Below are 19,499 nucleotides of genomic sequence, written 5' to 3'. Positions count from 1 at the left end.
TAAATCTGATCAAGCTGACTATGTGTCAGAAATCAGGCATAATGTTGAACACAATTGCCAAAAATTGCCTCTTTTCCCTGCCCCCGGTCGGTGAGTGTAGCCATACCGCTGCCCCCAGATTTATAAAATAAATGTAAACTTTTGTTTATTTAGATAATTCTGTTAAGATTCTTCTCATAAGACATAAAGATTTATTTCGACCCCCATGACATTATTAATAGTCGGTGCCACTGGCACCTTAGGAAGACAAGTGGCTCGTCGGGCAATTGACGAGGGATATAAAGTACGCTGTTTGGTTAGAAGTACCAAAAGGGCTGCTTTTCTCAAAGAATGGGGTGCTGAACTGGTGCGGGGAGACTTGTGTAAACCTGAAACCCTAACAGAAGCATTAACAGGTGTAACCGCAATCATTGATGCTGCCACCTCTCGTCCTACAGATTCACTGACTATTAAGCAAGTGGACTGGGATGGGAAAGTAGCATTGATTCAAGCAGCAAAAGCAGCAGGTGTAGAGCGTTTTATTTTCTTTTCGATCTTAGATGCCGAAAAGTATCAAGATGTACCGCTAATGGAAATTAAACGCTGTACAGAACTCTATTTAGCAGAATCTGGTTTAAATTACACTATTTTACGTCTAGCTGGCTTTTTACAAGGGTTAATTGGTCAATACGGTATACCCATTTTAGAAAATCAACCGGTTTGGGTGACAGGTGCATCTTCCCCCGTTGCCTACATGGATACTTTAGACATTGCTAAATTTGCTGTGCGGGCTTTAAATGTTCCAGAAACTCAAAATCAAGCTTACCCCTTAGTGGGAACTCGCGCTTGGAGTGCCGAAGAAATCATTAATCTGTGTGAGCGTCTCTCTGGAAAAGAGGCAAAAATCACACGGATGCCAATCAACTTACTACGTGCCGTCCAAGGCTTCCTGCGTTTCTTTCAGTGGGGTTGGAATGTTGCCGATAGACTAGCCTTTACAGAAGTCGTAGCTAGTGGTAAACCGTTAAATGCTTCCATGGAGCAAGTTTATACGGTTTTTGGACTAGAGCAAGAACAAACCACCACCCTAGAAAGCTACTTGCAAGAATACTTCGGACGGATTATGAAAAAGCTCAAGGAGTTAGACTACGACAAAGCTAAGAACAAAAAGCAGAAAAATAAAAAAAGTCCCATGAAACAGTCTTCAAAGGTCAATAGTTAGAAGGGGTTTTTCTCCAGAAGGCTAAAATCTTTGTGGATAAATTTCACATAAATGACTACATGAGCCAAAAATGTGTCACCATTAAGTAAATCTAAAGCATCGCCTAAAACTGGATCTTGAGTGTGCCGAAAGCAGGCATTATATACAACGACATTAAGCCGGTAGCGGGTCGTGTCGCTATCGAACTAAAAGATCAGCTAACCTCGGCTGGTTGGGATGTGTGTGTTACAGCAAGTATTGGTGGCATTTTGGGCTATTCCAATCCGGGAAGCCCTGTCTGTCACACGCCAATAGAAGGTTTAACACCACCTGGTTTTGATTCGGAAATGAAATTTGCGGTGGTACTAGGGGGAGACGGCACTGTTTTAGCAGCGTCGCGTTTGGTTGCTCCCTGTGGTATCCCTATGTTGACTGTAAATACTGGTCACATGGGATTTTTGACGGAAACTTACCTGAACCAATTGCCCCAAGCAATGGAACAGGCCATGGCTGATGATTATCAAATTGAAGAACGGGCTATGCTCACCGTCAAAGTTTTGCGGGGTGAGTCGGTGCTGTGGGAGGCCTTATGCTTAAACGAAATGGTGTTACATCGAGAACCGTTAACCTCGATGTGCCATTTTGAAATAGCTATTGGCCATCATGCAGCAGTGGATATTGCCGCCGATGGTGTGATAGTTTCTACACCGACGGGTTCAACAGCCTATTCATTAAGTGCCGGTGGTCCAGTGGTGACTCCTGGTGTACCAATATTACAATTAGTCCCTATTTGTCCCCATTCTCTAGCTTCTAGGGCTTTGGTGTTTCCTGATAGTGAACCGATTAATATTTACCCCGTTAATATACCCCGGTTAGTAATGGTGGTAGATGGTAATGGCGGCTGTTATGTTTTGCCAGATGATCGGGTATATTTAGAGCGATCGCTCTACAGTGCCAAATTCATCCGTCTACAATCACCAGAGTTTTTCCGTGTTTTACGGGAGAAATTGGGTTGGGGTCTACCACATATTGCCAAACCTAATTCTGTGGAAATACCGTGATTGCCTAGATATTTAAAGAAGATTTTGGAGAAATCAGTAAATTAATCTTCTTTAATTTCCCAACGTAGTAACCTTGGTAATTGAGATAAATCTAAACAATAGTTGATCAACCACACAATTATTTGTAAAATTAACAAATTGCGGACTGAGAAAAAATCGGTTTCTGCACTTACAAAAGTCAAACCTTCATACAATTGCCAGAGACGGTAAGGTACATATAAATAAGGAATCATTACCCAAACAACGTTATGGAATTGTCTTAAAGCTAGACTTTCTCCTAATATTTGAAAGCCGATCATCACAAAGAACCAAGTTAAAACACTTAACGCTGGAGTATAACCCCACTTCACACCCCAAAAAACCATGAATACCAGTGGTAAGAGTATTCCTAAAAATTGCACTCCCCCAAACCAGAATTTAAACCACCCAGGTAAAGGTTCTGGTAGAGAGTAGGGTTTGGCGCTTTTCCATCCCCAAGCTACAATCACAAAAAAGGCTGTGGATAGGAGTAAAAAAAGGAGATTTTCCAGAAATAAATAGAGGTTGATATTCATAGAAATATTATCAATCTTTGCTTTTATTTGTTCATTCTCCTTTAGAAGGATCTTGAATTTTCTACCGTCCTAACCAAGTTTTGATGACATCTAGCAGACTTGAACCACCCCACAATAAAGCTAAAAGAATTGAGGTAGTTAAAATTGCTCCCATTAAACACATAACTAAACCACCTAAACTAATCGCACCATCATCTTCTGATAAACCAAAAGCGGTGACGAAAATACCCATTGCTGGGAGGGTGTTAGTTCCGGGAATAGGAATCATCATGGAAATTGCCATGAGAGCGATCGCTATCCCCAAAGTCACTCTTCCTGGTAAAGTAGTGCAGATATAGCTTAAACGTGGTTTAGCAATGGCTTCAATCCGTCTTAACCAAGGTAGACCCGCTTTCAGGAATCCCTGGACTGTAGAGAGTTTAAGGGGATGATTTACCATTTTCTGAGGTAGCCACGGGGTTTTTGCACCTGCAATTAACTGTATGGCCAACAAAAAAATCAGTACACCAAAGGGAGTTGAGTAACCAGGTGCGGGGACTGGTAAAGCGGAGGGGAGGGAGAGAATCACCAGTAAAAATCCAAAAATCCGTTCCTCAGCTAACAGTAAAATATCTGCTAGAGTTACTGTTAAAGGGCGTTCTTCTTCAAAAAAATAACGTTGTAATTCGCTAGACAGTTTGGCCATAAATACTCAACAAGTTGCATTCAACATTCTAACCCTCTACAATTTTCCTGCATGGGAAATTAGATTAAATTTGGATAAAGTTATATTTACGCTGTATCGGGGTGAATAAATATGCGAAGGTATTTAAAGTTGTTAGGATTATTTTGGACTACAGCGATCGCTGCGGAATTGGAGTATCGTGTTAATTTTATATTAGCAGCCCTAACCAGCTTAGGTAATTTAGCGGGTAGCATTTTTGGTCTATACCTATTTTACCGTAAAGATTACAACTTTGCTGGCTGGTCATGGGAAGCAGCATTAATTGTTGTCGGAATTTTTACCTTACTCCAAGGCTACGCAGCCACATTTCTTGCCCCTAACTTAAATCGCATAGTCCGTCATGTCCAGGAAGGTACTTTAGACTTTGTATTATTAAAACCTATCCGCAGTCAGTTTTGGCTATCAACTCACACCCTTTCCCCTTGGGGAATACCAGATTTAATCTTTGGCTGTCTGATCATTGGCTATGCAGGTCAACGTCTCGGTTTTGAAATATACAACTATCTCCTTGGTGTACTACCCTTGGCTTGCGGTTTAGTAATTCTTTACAGCCTGTGGTTTATGCTAGGCTCGACGAGCATTTGGTTTGTAAAAATATACAACGCTACAGAAGTGCTACGAGGTTTATTAGAAGCTGGCAGATATCCAATTGTAGCCTATCCTGCCACTTACCGCTTTTTCTTTACCTTTGTAGTACCAGTAGCCTTTTTAACAACGGTTCCTGCTCAAGCGATGTTAGGTCAAGGTCAATTAAGTTGGTTACTAGGTGCGGGATTATTAGCTGGGTTCTTATTTTGGGTTTCTACTTGGTTTTGGCGGTTTGCGTTGCGGTTTTATACGAGCGCTTCTAGTTAATAGAATTTTTCTCTGGTTACAGGATTTGGTTTTTTAGCTATTGGGGAAATTGTAGAGAAAAATACTGAGTGTATTATGTTTAGGATCGGTAGTAATGGCAACACATATACGCAAGCGATCGCGCAATGGCATAATCGAGGACAACAAGAAGTATTTGAATATCTTTTAGATGATGGTTCAACAATTCGCGCTACAAAAGACCATAAATTTATGACGACGGAAGGACAAATGTTACCCATTGATGAAACACTTACCCAAGGTTGGGTCGAGGCTTTTCGTTCATGCAGTTTGCCGAAGGCATAATCCAAAAAAATCCCGGATAAATTTTTATAGCAATCCTATTCAAATTACAAAAGTAGTATTTTTAACATATATTTTACGGAAAATCTGATACACAGAAAAGTTTTATAGACACACTTAAATAACTATGTTACACTTACTTGTATCTATTTTCTATTGAGCTATCAAAGGATGGGAAGATATTATGGGGTGCTTGTTTGGGGGTATTGTTAAAAAATTTGAACGTGCAGTTGTAACAGAAGGTAGCCATAATATAAACCGTCGGATGTTTTTAAATCTGATGGCTTCAGGTGTTATGATTTATCTTACTAAAGATTTGATATATCCAGAAATTGCTAGTGCTAATAATGATAACATAAATGAAAAATATCACGTCTTTATACCTTACGAAATTGCTAAAAGAGGTGGCATTCAAAGAGTTGCTTTAAGGTCTGGAGATACCTGTCAGGTAAAAATTCCTGCTAGAATCATAGAAAATGATGAAATTTCCGTTTCTAAAGTTGGCTTGCAAGGTAATGATGTTACTTTGATTTTGCATACATTATACGATTCGCAAATTAGAATCGCTGACAAAATTTACCAAGAAATTGACCAAGCCGATTTTATTCGTAAATATGCTACGAAAGACAAAGCTAAAAAGACTTATGAGTTACTTGAAGATGGCGAAGTTATAGAAGATATTGCTTCTCTTGATTTGTTGAAATATCTTGTGGCTTCATCAGAATTAGATGAACAGATTAAGCAAAAATATGAAATAGCCTATCAAAATTGCCAATTAAACATAATTGAGAAAGCGATTGAATCAGCTTTAGCTAAATCGGAAGTTTCTGAAGATAAAAAGAAGTTAATTAGAGGTACATATCAATACGTTAGGGCTTCAGAACCAGTCCCCAATTTTGGTTATCTGAAAGAACTAGAAGCTATTATTGCTGGTTCGGATATTCCCATTGCTATTAAACGTTCTTATTCAATTGCTAGTGCTAAATCTAGAGCCTTTACTGTAGACATCATTATTGTGAAGTTAATTGAAAATAGTGAACAGTTAAGCTCTCAGGAAAAAGAAAATTATTTGTTAACTTACAAAGAAATCCGAGATGGAAAAAAAATATCTGATCAAGAAACTTTGCCATTACTTAATTCATTTATCCTTAGTTCTAATATTTTGTATAGCAGCAAAGTAGTTTATTTACTGGCTCAGAACGTGTTTCTTCATAAAGATGCAGAATCAGCAAGAGAAGACTTTGGTACAATTCAAAATGTTAGTCGTTTTGTTACTAATGCAGGTAGCACAGTTGTACCTATAGGAACTGGTGTTCTCAACGCTTTGGGAGCAGAAACAGCAACAGGTGTAGCTATTAGTAGTTTGACTGGAGGAGCAGCTACTACAGCGACTTTAGCGGCTTTGGGAGGAGGTTCTGTGGCTGCTGGCGGTTTAGGAATGCTAGGAGGTTTAGCAGTAGTTACCGGTGGAGCAGCTTTAATTGGAGCGGCTGGACTATTATCTGTTGCTCTTGTTTCTCAAATGGATCGAGAAGATTTCAAAAATTTAGGAATTGCAGCAGTAACAGGAACTTTAGCTGGTGCTGGTGCTGTTCTCATTGCTTGGACTGCTGCTTCTGCTTTGGGTGTAGCAGGTACACTATCTGGAGCAGCCGCTATTACTTCACTTATTTCAGCTTTGGGCGGAATTAGTGTTATTACAGGAGGAGCATCTTTAATAGCCTTTGGTGCTGGTTTTGTTGTCTGGTCATTTCTCAAAGGGCAAAAACGCAGAGATTTAAATATATTACATCAGCTTGAGTCTCGATTGTACACTTTAACAGAAACGCCAACCCCTCCTAAGCTAAAGGAATTTATTGACTTCCTTAATCAGAAATTAAATAAGCAATATATTGAGGGCTTTTCTATTGCTCCTAATATTCCCCTAGATAAGTTATCAAATGCTATATCTAGCTACGCAGCTTCTGTCATGGAATCTGACGAGAAAATATTAGCTTTAAGAAATAGTAGTTTTTGGAATGATGCTAAAAAAGGTATTGTATTAACGAATAAAAAAGTAATTTGGAAAACTGGATGGTCAGAACCTGACTTTATCCCTTATTATGCCATATTTGAATATCCAAAATTACCAGAACTGTCTACAGATGAAGAAAACGCACATTTTTGTAGTGTAATGCAAGAAATAGAAAAAAAATACGCTGATCTTTAAAATTTTAGGACTACCGCACTAGTACCGCAAGGCGGAAATCAAAAGTCAAAAGTCAAAAGGAAGACAGTATAGGCTTTTTAGCAATTTAAAATTGTTGGTTTATTTATGCCGTACTGTATTAGAAAATGTGGGGATGGTGTTGGTATTAGATGCCAGTTTTGAGCGTTTGAGTGAGTTGCAAAAGTCTCTATTTAAGTAAGTAGGCGCTAATAAACCGAACTATGTAACCAACTGTAAATTACCCAAAACCCTTGGGATTGCCACGTTCCACTCCGTTCCACATCTCTACGAGACGCTACGCGAACGCAATGACATACCTTGAAATTTTCCCACCCACCTACTTAACTCGTTCTCTTCATCTGCGTAAATTTTACCACTATGTTGAGCAATCATGTATCTTTTAAGTTATATAGCAATTCCCAAGCTCATGAAATACACCCCACCCGCGCTGTCGCGCATCCTCCCCTTGCCAAGGCTACGGTGTACACACAAGTGATCTGATTACCTAAAACAAGCCCTGGCGATTATAAATCACGGCTACACAAACAAAGTCCACCTGCGTGGACTGAAGAAAAACCACTTATTTTCAATCCACGGAGGCGGTCACTGAGCTTGCCGAAGTGTGGGTTTTGCCTGTGTAGTTGAGCCAGTGCGTTGGGCGGCTCTGCCGACTTAAAGCAACTAGCGTGCGGTTTCTAACCGCCGATTTAATGTTAACAGAACTTGTGTGTACACCGTAGGGAGGGTTGGGAGGGGTAATTTTGTATCTAACTAGAGTGGGAAAGGCTATAATACCAACTAAGTTGGATAAATTATTTGAAATATACTATGCCCCAGGATTTATCACCTCTGTGGATATCATTGAAAACCTCGTTACTAGCGACGTTTATCACTTTCTTTTTGGGTATTGCTGCTGCTTATTGGATGTTGGGATATAGAGGTAAGGGAAAATCTTTGATTGAGGGTATTTTTGTTGCACCCTTGATTTTACCACCGACAGTAGTGGGATTTTTATTACTATTATTTTTTGGGAAAAATGGTCCTGTTGGTAAATTGATGGATCGGTTTGATTTGTCGATTGTTTTTACTTGGTATGGTGCAGCGATCGCTGCTACGGTGGTTTCTTTTCCATTAATGTATAAAACTGCACTGGGAGCATTTGCCCAAATTGACGCAAACTTGCTGCGAGTGGCTAGAACATTGGGTGCAAAGGAATCTACAATTTTTTGGCGGATTAGTTTACCCTTAGCATTCCCTGGGATTGTAGCAGCTACGACCTTGACTTTTGCCCGTGCATTGGGCGAATTTGGGGCGACTTTGATGTTAGCGGGTAATATTCCTGGACAAACCCAAACTATCCCCATGGCGATTTATTTTGCGGTGGAAGCGGGGGCGATTAATGAGGCTTGGTTTTGGGCGATCGCTATTGTTATTATATCCCTATCAGCAATCATTTTAGCGAATTTTTGGCAAGATTTCAAGCACAAAAACAAACGCACAACAAGACAAGAAAAACCAACAAAATTAGAAATTCCCATAGTTGCAGAGTCTTCCACATCTGCGTTACTCATAGATATTGAAAAACGGCTTTCAAACTTTCATCTGCAAATTTCCTTTAATACCGATAACCAAACTTTGGGATTATTGGGAGGTTCTGGGGCGGGAAAAAGTATGATTTTGCGTTGCATTGCGGGGATAGAAACACCAACTCAAGGGCGGATTATTTTGAATGGTAGGGTATTATTTGATTCGGAAAAAGGTATTAATCTTCCTAGCCGCGATCGCCATATAGGTTTCTTATTCCAAAATTACGCCCTTTTTCCCCATTTAACAGTAGCAGAAAATATCATTTTCGGTTTACCCAAGGGATTGGCTGGAAGTGCAAAAGTACAGGTAGAACAGCAATTAATAGCTATGCAATTACAAGGATTAGGCGATCGCTATCCACATCAACTTTCTGGGGGACAACAACAACGGGTAGCATTAGCCAGGGCTTTAGCAAGTCAACCAGAAGTATTACTTTTAGATGAACCATTTTCTGCCCTGGATACACATTTACGCAGTCAATTAGAACAACAAATGACCGAAACCTTAGCTGATTATTCAGGTGTGACTTTATTCGTTACTCATAATATGGAAGAAGCTTATCGGCTTTGTCCCAATTTATTAGTATTAGAAGGTGGTAAAGTTGCTCATCATGGTTCTAAATATGATATTTTTCAACAACCTGCTTCTGTTAGTGTAGCTCAATTAACTGGTTGTAAAAACTTTTCCAAAGCTGTTTTGTTGTCATCTCAAAAAATACAAGCAACTGATTGGGGTTGTGTTCTCCAAGTTGATCAAAAAGTTCCTAAACAATTATCCCACATTGGTATTCGCGCCCATCAAATTAATTTTACCAAAGATCCTCAGCAAACAAATACTTTTCCCTGTTGGTTAGTCAGAACAAGTGAAACACCCCACCGCGTCACCTTATTTTTAAAACTACATTCTGAACCAACAAATTCTCATGATTATGACTTACAAGCCGAAGTTTATAAAGAAAAATGGACAAATATAGCAGATCAACCGTTTCCTTGGTATGTACGTTTAGATTCCCTGCGGTTAATGTTAATGTAGATGTAATGCCAATTTTATGTGAGGCTGCACAAAATCCTGAAATTCATTGAATATTTGATCTTTATCTGTGTTTATCTGCGTCCATCTGCGTACCCTACGGGAAGCAAGCTACAATTATTTCATTTGGTATAACATTTCTTTATTCTGTGGTTAATTAAACAGAAGAAATTGCACAAACTTGTAAACCCACAGGAGTAGAAATAATCACAGATTCCACACCAAAAACTTGAGCAATATTATTTGAAGTTAACACATTTTCCGGCGTACCAACTTCCCAAATTTGACCCTGTTTTAATAAAGCAATCCGGGAACTGTAGCGGGCGGCTAAATTTAATTCATGTAAAACTGTAACTATAGTTAATTCTTGCTGCTGATTGAGATTTTTTAATAACTCTAATAATTGTAATTGATAATTTATATCTAAATAAGTAGTCGGTTCATCTAATAATAAAACCTTGGGTTCTTGTGCCAAAGCCAAAGCTAAAAAAGCCCGTTGTCTTTCACCACCAGAGAGTTCTTCCACTAAGCGATCGCTATAATTTTCCAGTTGGGTTTTTTTAATTGCTGCCTCAACCTTTTGCCAATCTTTAACAGTTAATTCCCATTGCCACCAAGGTTGATGGGGTGTTCTCCCTAAACTAACCAATTGCCTGACCGTTAAACCAACAGGAAGAGTTTGTTGTTGTGGTAAAAGTGCCAATTTTTGAGCAACTAAATTAGGAGGTTGGGAGTGAATCTCCTTACCATCTAATAATACCATTCCCTGCTGGGGAGATAGCAGACGACTAATTAATTTGAGTAAAGTAGATTTACCCGAACCATTAGCACCAACCAAACTTAACCATTCTCCAGTTTGCAAAGATAGATTAACATTTTGGATAATTGGTAAAGCTGAGTAACCACCTGTGAGATGTTGTAATTCTAGAGGCATTTTAGGAATTAAAAGTAGTTGATTGTTTAGAGTTTCAAATTCCTCAATTTTCCATTAGTCCGCGCAGGCGGACTTTGTTTGTTTAGCAGCGACTTCCAGTCGCTTCTTTTACAACTTACCCAAACTACCAGAACGGCGATAAAGCAACCAAATAAATAACGGTGAACCCAACAAAGCCGTCACCGAACCTACAGGTAGTTCTACTGCACCGAGTCGAGAAAGTAAATCTGCAAACATCAGCAACCAAGCACCAGCCAAGGCCGACAGAGGTAAAACAAAGCGATGATCTGTCCCGACAATGAGACGGACACCGTGAGGAACAAGCAAACCGACAAAACCAATCAAACCGCTAATACTGACAGCACCGGCAGCTAATAAAGTAGCAATACCGCCAATTAATAAACGCGATCGCCCTAAAGAAACACCTAAACCCACAGTTAAATCATCACCCAAAGCTAACACATTCAGCGATCGCGCTAACAAACATCCCCCTAGCAAAGCGACAATAATATAAGGTCCCGCCGTCGTCACCTCTTTCCATCCCCGACCATTCAAACTTCCCACCAACCAACTCAAAGCAATTTGCACCTGTCCATCTTCTGCTAATAACAATAATGTACTTTGGACAGAACCAAATAAAGCACTCACCGCCACACCGCCTAAAATCAACCGTTCAACAGAAATCCCTCCCCCAGCACGTCCCAAAAAAATTACTAAAGCCGAAGTCAAAATTGCCCCTACCCAGGCCGCCAAAGGAATCGCTAAAGGGAAAATCTGCAACACAATCATCAAAATTACAATCAATCCCGCACCCGCAGAGATACCCAAAATAAATGGATCTGCTAAACTGTTGCGTAACATTCCCTGCAAAAGTGCGCCAGACATTCCCAAGGCTGCACCCACAACCAAAGCCGCCACAATTCGAGGAAGTCGCAAATCCCACAAAATAGTTTGTTTTACCGGATCACCTTGGCGCAGTAATGCTTCGTAAAATTCCCCCAGATTCAAAGGAACTGCACCTTGAGAAAGGGATAGAAAAAAAGTTACTACCAAAGCAGTAATTAACAACAAAACAGCCCACAAAAAGCGATTCTTTAGAAACATTATTGGAATCTAATCCAAATAAACGAACCACAGAGGCACAGAGAACACAGAGTTATGAGATTTTGAGAGGTTTTTTGTATTAACACCTAAATTCATGCTTGGTTTCATCAACACTAAATTTTTATACTTCTTTAAAAAAAGGCTGAAAAGATTGTTTCAGCCTGGAAATTATATTTTAATTAAGTCAATTCTAACCAACCTTGATAACCAGTAACAATCCGGTTTCCATCTTTGAGAACATGAACTTCTATTTGATCACTAGCCCAACTAATTTGATCTGCAAATTCTGGATTTAAAACATGAACCCGTTGATTTGTGGAAGAAACAGGAGAAGTAGGAGAATTAATAGCCTGAGATTGAACAAAAGGCCCATCTACCAAGATATCTAATTGTTCTAATAATTCTTGAGATCCAGGAGGTGCAGATTCAGATTGTAATTGTTTTAGAGTAAAACCAGTAAAAGCCATCACATTTAAACCAGCAGCTTTGAGTTTACGGGCTAAAGTTGCTAATGCTGGCGCTTGCCAAAATGGTTCACCACCAGAAAAAGTTACACCAGTGTTGTGGGGATTGTTAAGAATATTTTCCGCTAGGGTATCAACGGAAATAAGTTGGTTAATCTCAAATGTCCAGGAGTCAGGATTGAAGCAACCAGGACAATCACGGGGACATCCTTGCACCCAAACTACAGCACGACAACCAGGCCCGTTAACTTCTGATTTATCGACATAACCCATGATGTTGAGATGTCCAGGGGGAATTTCCTCTACTGCCAATAATGGGCTAATTGACTTGGTTTCCATATTTTTAACTCCTTTTAACCTTTACCTGTTAATCGTTAATTTGACGCTGGTACAGAACCTACAGAGAATGTTTTCAGCTAGTGTCATCAGGTCTTCAGTGCTGATAGATTTGAAAATCTAACAACTATTCAGAACAGCACTCAACAGTAACTTTATCTCTAGATTCTAACTGACACTTAACAGATGAGGAGGGTAGGGAATGTTAAGTTGAATTTCAATCGGTTGCAGATTTTATGAAAAAATGGATGTAATCACCTTTATTTACCGTTTTCTAAGCAGAGAAGATCATTCAATTTTCATCAATCCCTGATATTTACAACGATATTGTTAAATTTTGATGAAGGTTATAATTTAAGTTTGTCTTTTTTACACAAATCTTTACATTCAACACTTCAACGTTTTAATTATATTAAACTAGCAGCGCCAAATGTCGCGTTAAACTTGCGGCACCAAATAGCTACAGATTTGTAGTCTTCTAATTTGATGTTGCTAGGGATAGAATATGTTTGGCTACCACTGTATTTTTTTAAGGGACTTAGAAAAAGATAATCTCCTTTCTCTAAAGGGTGGGCTGGTGGACGGGTTGAACCAATAACGTTATTGGAACGGTGTAAAACTACTACTAAATCTGGTCCTGATTCAGAAGTTTTAAAAGATGGATCAAATACTAAGGATGATTTACCATCTTTGGTAATTAAAGTAACTTTACCTGTAGTTGTGTGTTCCCCAGAAACAAATTTGCCAGATTTACTCAAATTAACATTGGCTGAGACTGCTGGTATTGCTTGAGTTGGGCTTTGACTGTTTGATGTGGGGATAGGTGTATTGCTGACAGTTGCTTCAGAGGAAGATTTTTCGTTACAACTAATCACCAGCAGAGAAAACAGACTCAGTATTAATAAATGTTTTCTGCACATAATTATTGATTCCTTGTAATAGCGATCGCTAACTGCACACACGAGTATAACTGATTTTCAGCCAAAATTGGGAATGTGTAATATATTATAGAAAGGTAATTTATACGCTTTATTAAAAAATATGTGGAAACAAACTCTTAATTCATGCTTAATTGCTGCTGTAGTTATTACAGTCCCTCAAGCGGCTTTGGCTGTACCAGAAAAAACCTATCAATTTTCTAACGGCTCGTCAATTATACAAGGAGTGGCAACTCCCAACCCAGATAACTCAAATAAAAATGTACAGTTGACAGAAATATCTGTGAAAAATACATTATTAACTGTGACTAAAACCAATGTTACGGGTGTAGACTGTTCTCAACCTTCCCGTGCCGGATTAATTGTTAGCACGTTTCAAAATAATGGTACACAAAGTTCTAATAGTTTTCCTAATTCAACGGTACATTTTAATAATACTAACCTTTATACGCCAATTATCTCGCAAATTTGTCAAAAATAGGTAAGTAGCTTGGAGATCCGTTGCTTTGGGAACTTCTAAAAAATAAATTATCTGGATTAACTAACCGCAGAGACAAGGCAGCGCGGTCTTGGAGGTTTCCCCCATGAGCGACTGCCGTCGCAGAGAACGCAGAGGAATGAGGGTTTGAGTGTTTTTTTATGGACTTTATGAGTTACCCATTGACAGAATCTATTAAATAAGCATTATCAATTCTGTCTCTTGTAGGGTGCGTCAGACCCCAATACTTGTCGGTTAAGCTAAAAACATTAAATCAGGTAGGTTGGGTTGACGTTAGGAAACCCAACATTTACGGGCTTTTGTTGGGTTGCGCTGTCGCTTAACTACAAATACTCTTAACCGAACAGTATTGAGTTAAAATGGAGTGTTTAGTTTTAGGTTTAGGTTATTTCCTGATTGGGGATGCTGAAAACTCAATTCTTTAGCGTGTAGATGTAATCGACTAGCAACAGCACTACAACCATAAAGTTTATCTCCTAAAATAGCTATTCCCAATCCTTCCGACGCATGAACTCGTAATTGATGGGTGCGTCCTGTGATAGGGGTAAACTCTACACGACTGTAGTTCCCTTCTTGTGCCATTAACCGGAAATGTGTTACACTAGGTTTGCCTTTTTCTATATTAATTTGTTGATAAGGACGATTTTCTGGATTTCCCCACAAAGGTAAATCAATTACACCATTGTTTGTGGTCAAAGAACCCGCAAGTAAGGCTTCATAAGTTTTCTGAATTTGCCTGTTTTGAAATTGTTGACTAAGATGGGAATAGGTAGAGAAATCCCGCGCCAATAAGAGAATACCAGAAGTTTCTTGATCTAGGCGATGCACAGCCCTAATTTCTTCCCCATACATCAGACGTAAACGACTAAGAACACTGTCTTGATTGTGGCTATAACGGCCAGGTACAGAAAGTAATCCTGGAGGTTTATTGACAGCAATTAACCATTCGTCTTGATAAATAATTGGTAAGCTGTTAATATCTGGTTTTAATCCTGATAACAGAAATCCCATCAACGGTTGACAGCGTTCAATACAAGCACCATAAAAATCTCCCTGAATTTTATCCCCAGAGGAATCACCCCACCAAAATTCAGCCATTGCTAGGGGTTTTAATTGGTTGCTTGCGGCATAGTGTAGCAGTTTGGGGGCGCAACAGTCTCCCGTGCCGGTGGGTGTACCTCCAGGTAATAATTGTTGTAATGATAGAGATTGTCCAGCAAAGTTGGTTAAACTATAAGCCGCGTGCATCTGTGCTTGTAGTTGTCGGGATAGTTGTTTACGCCGTTGTTTGAGTTCACTGATTCTTTGATCAGCGTCCGTTATTATCTGCTGGAGTGGCTGCAAAATTTGATTTTTAAGACGTTTGAGGTTGCGGCGTTCGATTCCCTCTTGACGGCTTTCTGCTTCCAGTTGTGCGAGGATTTCGGGGGTGAGATTTTCGCCAAGTTGTTGACGTTTTTGGTGTCGTTGGTTTTTGGTAGAGCGATCGCGCAGATTCATTTCTTCTAACTTTTGGGCAAATTCAGCGTACAATGTCAGATAATGCTGCCTTTCTGGGATTTGCTGCAAAGTGATGATTTCTTGTTTCATTGCTTCCAACTCAGTCAAAGTCCGAGTTTCTGCTAAAGCGACTTCCTCACGACCTGGGATAGGTGAAACCCAACCTTCAACGACGCTACGGCCATTTAAAAGACCGGAAAAAGCCTTAATTACCCGTTGTTCACCATTAGGTAATTCAACCAATAAAACACCATACATTTTTCCTTCACGTCCATAGATATCATCTTCCTGCAAACGTTGCATTAAACTATGGGCTATAGCTTCAACGAAGGGTGTACGCGGTAATTTCAGCAGTTCACGAGTTTGGGGAGAATAACCTTGATAGAAATAATTGGGTTCTGTGGAGGGAATGGGATAACTGAGGAAATCGGAAACTGGGTACAAAAATACCATATTTTAGTGGATGATGAAAGAGCAAAGCCTCTGCAAATGCTATATTTTGATTTTTACATTAACTTTATGGTAGTCCAACTAGAAACACCTACTTTAAATTCGACTCTCACCTTACCCTATGCAGTTGAGGGACTGATACAAGTTTTTACCAGTCCAAACCGCAACTTTTTTACAAGTGTGATGGCGCAATCACTGAGAATTGCGGGTCAAGGTACACCAGTGTTAATAGTACAGTTTCTCAAAGGTGGGATTAATCAAGGACAAAATCGACCCATGCAAATGGGACAACATCTAGATTGGATACGTTGTGATTTACCCCGATATATTGATACACCAGACTTAGACGAAGCGGAAAATCAAGCCTTACAGCAATTATGGCAGCACACCCAACAGATAGTATCCGCAGGTAAATATTCTCTAGTGGTTTTAGATGAATTAAGTTTAGCGATTAAATTTGGTTTAATTCCCGAAACTGAGGTTTTAGATTTCCTATCCAAACGTCCTCCCCACATAGATATCATTCTCACCGGTCCAGAGATGCCAAAATCGTTGTTAGATGTAGCAGACCAAATCACAGAAATTCGTCGCAGTCATCAACCATAAGGCTTAAATAAATTACCACTTCACGCTATCCTAGTAATTCTGTGGGAATTACCTGTTAATTTGTAATTAAATGATTAAAAACGATATCTGGATCACCGAAATGGCTCAAAAAGGCATGATTTCTCCTTTTGAGTCTAAGCAAATTCGTAATATTGAAGGTTTACCTGCAATTTCTTATGGTCTTAGCAGCTTTGGTTATGACATTAGATTATCACCAGTAGAGTTTCTAATTTTTAAGCATATTCCAGGTACAGTAGTTGATCCTAAACACTTTAATCCTGAGAACTTAGAACCAACAAAACTCCACAGAGATAACAATGGCACTTATTTCATCCTACCTGCACATTCTTATGGACTTGGGGTTGCACTGGAAAAATTAGAAATACCAGACAATATTACAGTAATTTGTATAGGAAAAAGCACTTATGCAAGATGCGGTATAATTGCTAATATAACTCCAGCCGAAGCTGCTTGGCGTGGTTACTTAACTTTAGAATTATCTAACGCCTCCAGTGCTGATTGTCGTATTTATGCTAGTGAAGGGATTGTACAGTTAATGTTTTTGGAAGGTGAACCCTGTGATATTAGTTATGAAACACGACGGGGAAAATATCAAGATCAGCTAGAGAAAGTAACTCCTGCTCGTATTTAGAGAAGTCAGGTTTGCCATAATACACTTAGATAATCATGCCAGAAGAAGAGCCAATCTCTGATCCCTTTTTGATACAGCTATTAGAACGCTATACTTTAGCAGAGGTGGCTGAGATTCATAAATACATCAACGAGTGGGATGCTGCTACTTATACAAGTGTTGCTCAGAGTATATTAGATCATGCTGCTAGAAAAGGAATTGACCCATTAAAATATCTCCGTAAAGCTTATAACTTTAATAAAAAAGGAGCAGTCAGAGTTCCAAAAACTGGATATCGTGGAGATGGTTCGGCAGTATATCGTAAAGGTAATGAATATCTGATTATCAGACCAGATAAATATGGCAGCGAAAAGATAGTTACTTATGGAGTTAACGATGACTGAAGCAATATTAAATCAGCAAGAAGTAACAAAAAGAAACATTATTGAATTATTGTCACAATTGACTAATACTTATCAAAATACCCGCAGGGAAAGAAAAGAAATTCTGACTGAGTTTTCCCCAGAGAATGAAGAGTTTTCCCTGTTAGAAGAAATTGAACTTTTCACAGTAAATTTAAGAGGTTATGCCAGTCAAATTGCAGCTACAGGTAAAATAGTTAATCAGGAAAACGTAATTTCTCAATTACAAGCAATGCGAGTTTTTAGTGTATCCCCAATTGGTAAATTTTACTTTAGTAGTAATGGCAAGTATGAACAGATAAAAAATTATATTAGGATGTTGGATTACTTGCGGTTATTATTGTTAGAATATTTGCAATCTTACTAAAATATAAAAATTACGCCTCAGATGCAAATAGGATGTGCAAATAATTTTGCATGACTACTTATAAAGCTCGTCAGGTTAAATATCAATATTAGTTAGAGGTTGTCACACTGGCTTCCGTATGTTCAAATAGTATGCACGTTTATATATTTGTAGTAATTCCAGTTGAGCCAAAACCATCAGTTCCCCTAGATGTATCAGTTAAGCTATCAACTTCTTCAATTTCAACACGAATTACTGGTGCAATAACCATCTGAGCAATTTTCATTCCTTTTGATATTTTAAAAGGTTTTTTTCCATGATTTATTAAAATTACACCTATTTCTCCTCGATAACCTTCGTCTATCGTACCTGGAGTATTTAAAACAGTAATTTGGTGTTTAAGAGCTAAACCACTTCTAGGACGAACTTGAGCTTCAGTTCCTGGAGGTAATTCTATTGATATACCTGTGTGAATTAATTTGCTTTCTCCAGCAAGAAGTTCTAGTTCTTCTATAGATATTAAGTCTAATCCAGCATCATTTGAATGTTCATATTTAGGAATTATTGCTGAATGGATAAGTTTAACTACTTTTAATTTCATCATATCTTTTGTTATGTCTGATTTGTTGGTTATATACTTCTCAAGGTTACAATTTGAGCTTTTGCTTAAAGGGGATATATTGATCTAAAAACCCAAGTTATAGCCTTATCAAGTATAGTTTATTGGTCTTGGTTTAATAATTTATTTGTTGTTAAAGTTATAATAACTACAATAATAGCTTCTATAGATTTCTCAATAGCATAAGTAGCTGGTTGATACCAATTATTGCTTTCTAGCTTTTTTTTATTAACTGATAGGATTGTGCTGGTAATTATGAGTAAAATTATAATGAAACTAAGTCCCCAATAAAACTTCCGTATTGAAAATTTTTTAATTTTGTTTTGACGACTTTGCCTTATTACTTGATAATCTTGACATTCTTCTAGTTTTGACAATAGTGCTTCTGTCTCGATCATGTAATCTTTATTAAGAGCATTCTCCTCGTCTGTTGTGAGTATTATACCCACTTTGCTAAGGATTTCTAGTCTGCCATGATTATTCCCGTGTTTATCTTTACTTGACTCTGAAGAAAGATATTGAAAAGCTAGGGTTACAAAGTGAGTTTCTTCTGGAATTAATTCAATTGGATCATTACTATGATTATGTACAGCTATCAAAGAAGGACCAATGTAATTAGGATCAAGAGTAGTACCAATATGACCAGTACCATGTGATACTTGAGTAACCCTGGAATGGTAAGTTCCCATTATTTTTTTTGACACCCAAATAGTTTCATTAGTTTCTATTAAAGCAGTATCTCCTGGCTCAATAATAATTTTTTTGTTTTGACTGTTATAAATTCTTTGCTTAGTTGATAAGCTCCAAGCAAATTCACTAGCTGTTAAGTTGTAATTTGCACCTTTAAGATTACCCTTATTATAAGGATATATATAAATGTTAATACCTAATTCTCGTTTAATATCTATATCACTTAATGTACTCATAATGTGTTAATTGGTATGTGAGTAGGTTAACAGAAAAATTTAAAGGTATGTCATTGCGTTCGCGGAGCGCGGCTTTAGCCATACGGAGCGTAACGGAGTGAAGCAATCGCAAGGGTTTTGAGTATTTTACATTTTGTTACATAGTTAGGTTTATTTGTGCTTACTTACTTAATTTTATTACTATATCATATAAATAATGGTACTATTAAACAGTAGCGTAAATAT

The 19,499-nt window shown here is 38.4% G+C and carries 19 protein-coding genes and 1 pseudogene; 11 read left to right on the top strand and 9 right to left on the bottom strand.

The window, feature by feature from the left end; genetic code table 11:
• Positions 1-205 precede the first annotated feature (205 nt).
• Both VB711_RS05280 and VB711_RS05275 read left to right on the top strand, forming a co-directional pair.
• Positions 206-1,201, top strand: a complete 996-nt coding sequence (locus VB711_RS05280) for an SDR family oxidoreductase (RefSeq protein WP_323284689.1) — start codon at positions 206-208, stop codon at positions 1,199-1,201.
• A gap of 122 nt (positions 1,202-1,323) precedes the next feature.
• The gene (locus VB711_RS05275) at positions 1,324-2,241 is read left to right on the top strand and encodes an NAD(+) kinase (RefSeq protein WP_323284688.1); all 918 of its coding nucleotides are present in this window, start codon (positions 1,324-1,326) and stop codon (positions 2,239-2,241) included.
• Positions 2,242-2,282: 41 nt separating this feature from the next.
• Here VB711_RS05275 and VB711_RS05270 read toward each other — a convergent pair whose 3' ends face one another.
• The gene (locus VB711_RS05270; protein WP_323284687.1) at positions 2,283-2,795 is read right to left on the bottom strand and encodes a hypothetical protein; all 513 of its coding nucleotides are present in this window, start codon (positions 2,793-2,795) and stop codon (positions 2,283-2,285) included.
• Positions 2,796-2,856: 61 nt separating this feature from the next.
• On the bottom strand, positions 2,857-3,480 hold the full coding sequence (locus VB711_RS05265; protein WP_323284686.1) for an exopolysaccharide biosynthesis protein: 624 nt from the start codon (positions 3,478-3,480) through the stop codon (positions 2,857-2,859).
• Between the two features lie 111 nt (positions 3,481-3,591).
• Between VB711_RS05265 and VB711_RS05260 the strand changes: the two genes are divergently transcribed.
• The 4 genes and pseudogenes from VB711_RS05260 (at position 3,592) to modB (ending at position 9,502) form a co-directional block, all read left to right on the top strand.
• A complete protein-coding gene (locus tag VB711_RS05260; protein ID WP_323284685.1) occupies positions 3,592-4,374 on the top strand; it encodes an ABC transporter permease in 783 nt (260 codons plus the stop codon).
• Positions 4,375-4,386: 12 nt separating this feature from the next.
• A pseudogene (locus VB711_RS05255) lies at positions 4,387-4,677 on the top strand (trans-splicing intein-formed DNA polymerase III subunit alpha N-terminal partner DnaE-N); the annotation flags it as partial.
• 181 nt (positions 4,678-4,858) lie between these two features.
• Positions 4,859-6,883 (top strand): hypothetical protein, encoded by a 2,025-nt coding sequence (locus tag VB711_RS05250; protein ID WP_323284684.1) that lies wholly within the window; start codon positions 4,859-4,861, stop codon positions 6,881-6,883.
• An 828-nt stretch (positions 6,884-7,711) separates the two neighbouring features.
• The gene (gene modB, locus VB711_RS05245; RefSeq protein WP_323284683.1) at positions 7,712-9,502 is read left to right on the top strand and encodes a molybdate ABC transporter permease subunit; all 1,791 of its coding nucleotides are present in this window, start codon (positions 7,712-7,714) and stop codon (positions 9,500-9,502) included.
• A gap of 154 nt (positions 9,503-9,656) precedes the next feature.
• Here the strand turns inward: modB and VB711_RS05240 are convergent, their stop codons facing one another.
• From VB711_RS05240 to VB711_RS05225, 4 genes are all read right to left on the bottom strand, one after another.
• Positions 9,657-10,433, bottom strand: a complete 777-nt coding sequence (locus VB711_RS05240) for an ABC transporter ATP-binding protein (protein ID WP_323284682.1) — start codon at positions 10,431-10,433, stop codon at positions 9,657-9,659.
• A gap of 108 nt (positions 10,434-10,541) precedes the next feature.
• Positions 10,542-11,537: an iron ABC transporter permease gene (locus VB711_RS05235; protein WP_323284681.1), complete on the bottom strand. Its 996-nt coding sequence runs from the start codon at positions 11,535-11,537 to the stop codon at positions 10,542-10,544.
• Positions 11,538-11,716: 179 nt separating this feature from the next.
• A complete protein-coding gene (locus VB711_RS05230; protein ID WP_323284680.1) occupies positions 11,717-12,340 on the bottom strand; it encodes a 4Fe-4S single cluster domain-containing protein in 624 nt (207 codons plus the stop codon).
• A gap of 404 nt (positions 12,341-12,744) precedes the next feature.
• Positions 12,745-13,257, bottom strand: coding sequence for a DM13 domain-containing protein (locus VB711_RS05225; protein WP_323284679.1), 513 nt, complete (start codon positions 13,255-13,257; stop codon positions 12,745-12,747).
• Positions 13,258-13,378: 121 nt separating this feature from the next.
• Here VB711_RS05225 and VB711_RS05220 point away from each other — a divergent pair, with 121 nt between their 5' ends.
• A complete protein-coding gene (locus tag VB711_RS05220) occupies positions 13,379-13,756 on the top strand; it encodes a hypothetical protein (protein WP_323284678.1) in 378 nt (125 codons plus the stop codon).
• 372 nt (positions 13,757-14,128) lie between these two features.
• On the opposite strand, the gene VB711_RS05215 is transcribed toward VB711_RS05220, so the two are convergent.
• A complete protein-coding gene (locus tag VB711_RS05215) occupies positions 14,129-15,727 on the bottom strand; it encodes an RluA family pseudouridine synthase (protein WP_323284677.1) in 1,599 nt (532 codons plus the stop codon).
• A 66-nt stretch (positions 15,728-15,793) separates the two neighbouring features.
• Between VB711_RS05215 and VB711_RS05210 the strand changes: the two genes are divergently transcribed.
• The 4 genes from VB711_RS05210 (at position 15,794) to VB711_RS05195 (ending at position 17,750) form a co-directional block, all read left to right on the top strand.
• Positions 15,794-16,330, top strand: coding sequence for a P-loop NTPase family protein (locus tag VB711_RS05210; RefSeq protein ID WP_323284742.1), 537 nt, complete (start codon positions 15,794-15,796; stop codon positions 16,328-16,330).
• Positions 16,331-16,400: 70 nt separating this feature from the next.
• Positions 16,401-16,982, top strand: coding sequence for a dCTP deaminase (dcd, locus tag VB711_RS05205; RefSeq protein WP_323284676.1), 582 nt, complete (start codon positions 16,401-16,403; stop codon positions 16,980-16,982).
• Positions 16,983-17,017: 35 nt separating this feature from the next.
• Positions 17,018-17,365 carry a hypothetical protein gene (locus VB711_RS05200; RefSeq protein ID WP_323284675.1) on the top strand — a complete coding sequence of 116 codons (348 nt, stop codon included), beginning with the start codon at positions 17,018-17,020 and terminating at the stop codon, positions 17,363-17,365.
• On the top strand, positions 17,358-17,750 hold the full coding sequence (locus VB711_RS05195; protein WP_323284674.1) for a hypothetical protein: 393 nt from the start codon (positions 17,358-17,360) through the stop codon (positions 17,748-17,750). The genes VB711_RS05200 and VB711_RS05195 overlap by 8 nt, the downstream gene beginning before the upstream one ends.
• A gap of 139 nt (positions 17,751-17,889) precedes the next feature.
• Here VB711_RS05195 and dut read toward each other — a convergent pair whose 3' ends face one another.
• Positions 17,890-18,330, bottom strand: coding sequence for a dUTP diphosphatase (dut, locus tag VB711_RS05190; RefSeq protein ID WP_416233562.1), 441 nt, complete (start codon positions 18,328-18,330; stop codon positions 17,890-17,892).
• A gap of 119 nt (positions 18,331-18,449) precedes the next feature.
• On the bottom strand, positions 18,450-19,274 hold the full coding sequence (locus VB711_RS05185; RefSeq protein WP_323284672.1) for a dCTP deaminase domain-containing protein: 825 nt from the start codon (positions 19,272-19,274) through the stop codon (positions 18,450-18,452).
• Between the last annotated feature and the right edge of the window lie 225 nt (positions 19,275-19,499).

The organism is Cronbergia sp. UHCC 0137 (genome assembly GCF_034932285.1).
GTDB lineage: Bacteria > Cyanobacteriota > Cyanobacteriia > Cyanobacteriales > Nostocaceae > Cronbergia.
Note: the sequence above shows the minus strand (reverse complement) of the source record. Positions and strands in the feature narration are given on the sequence as shown.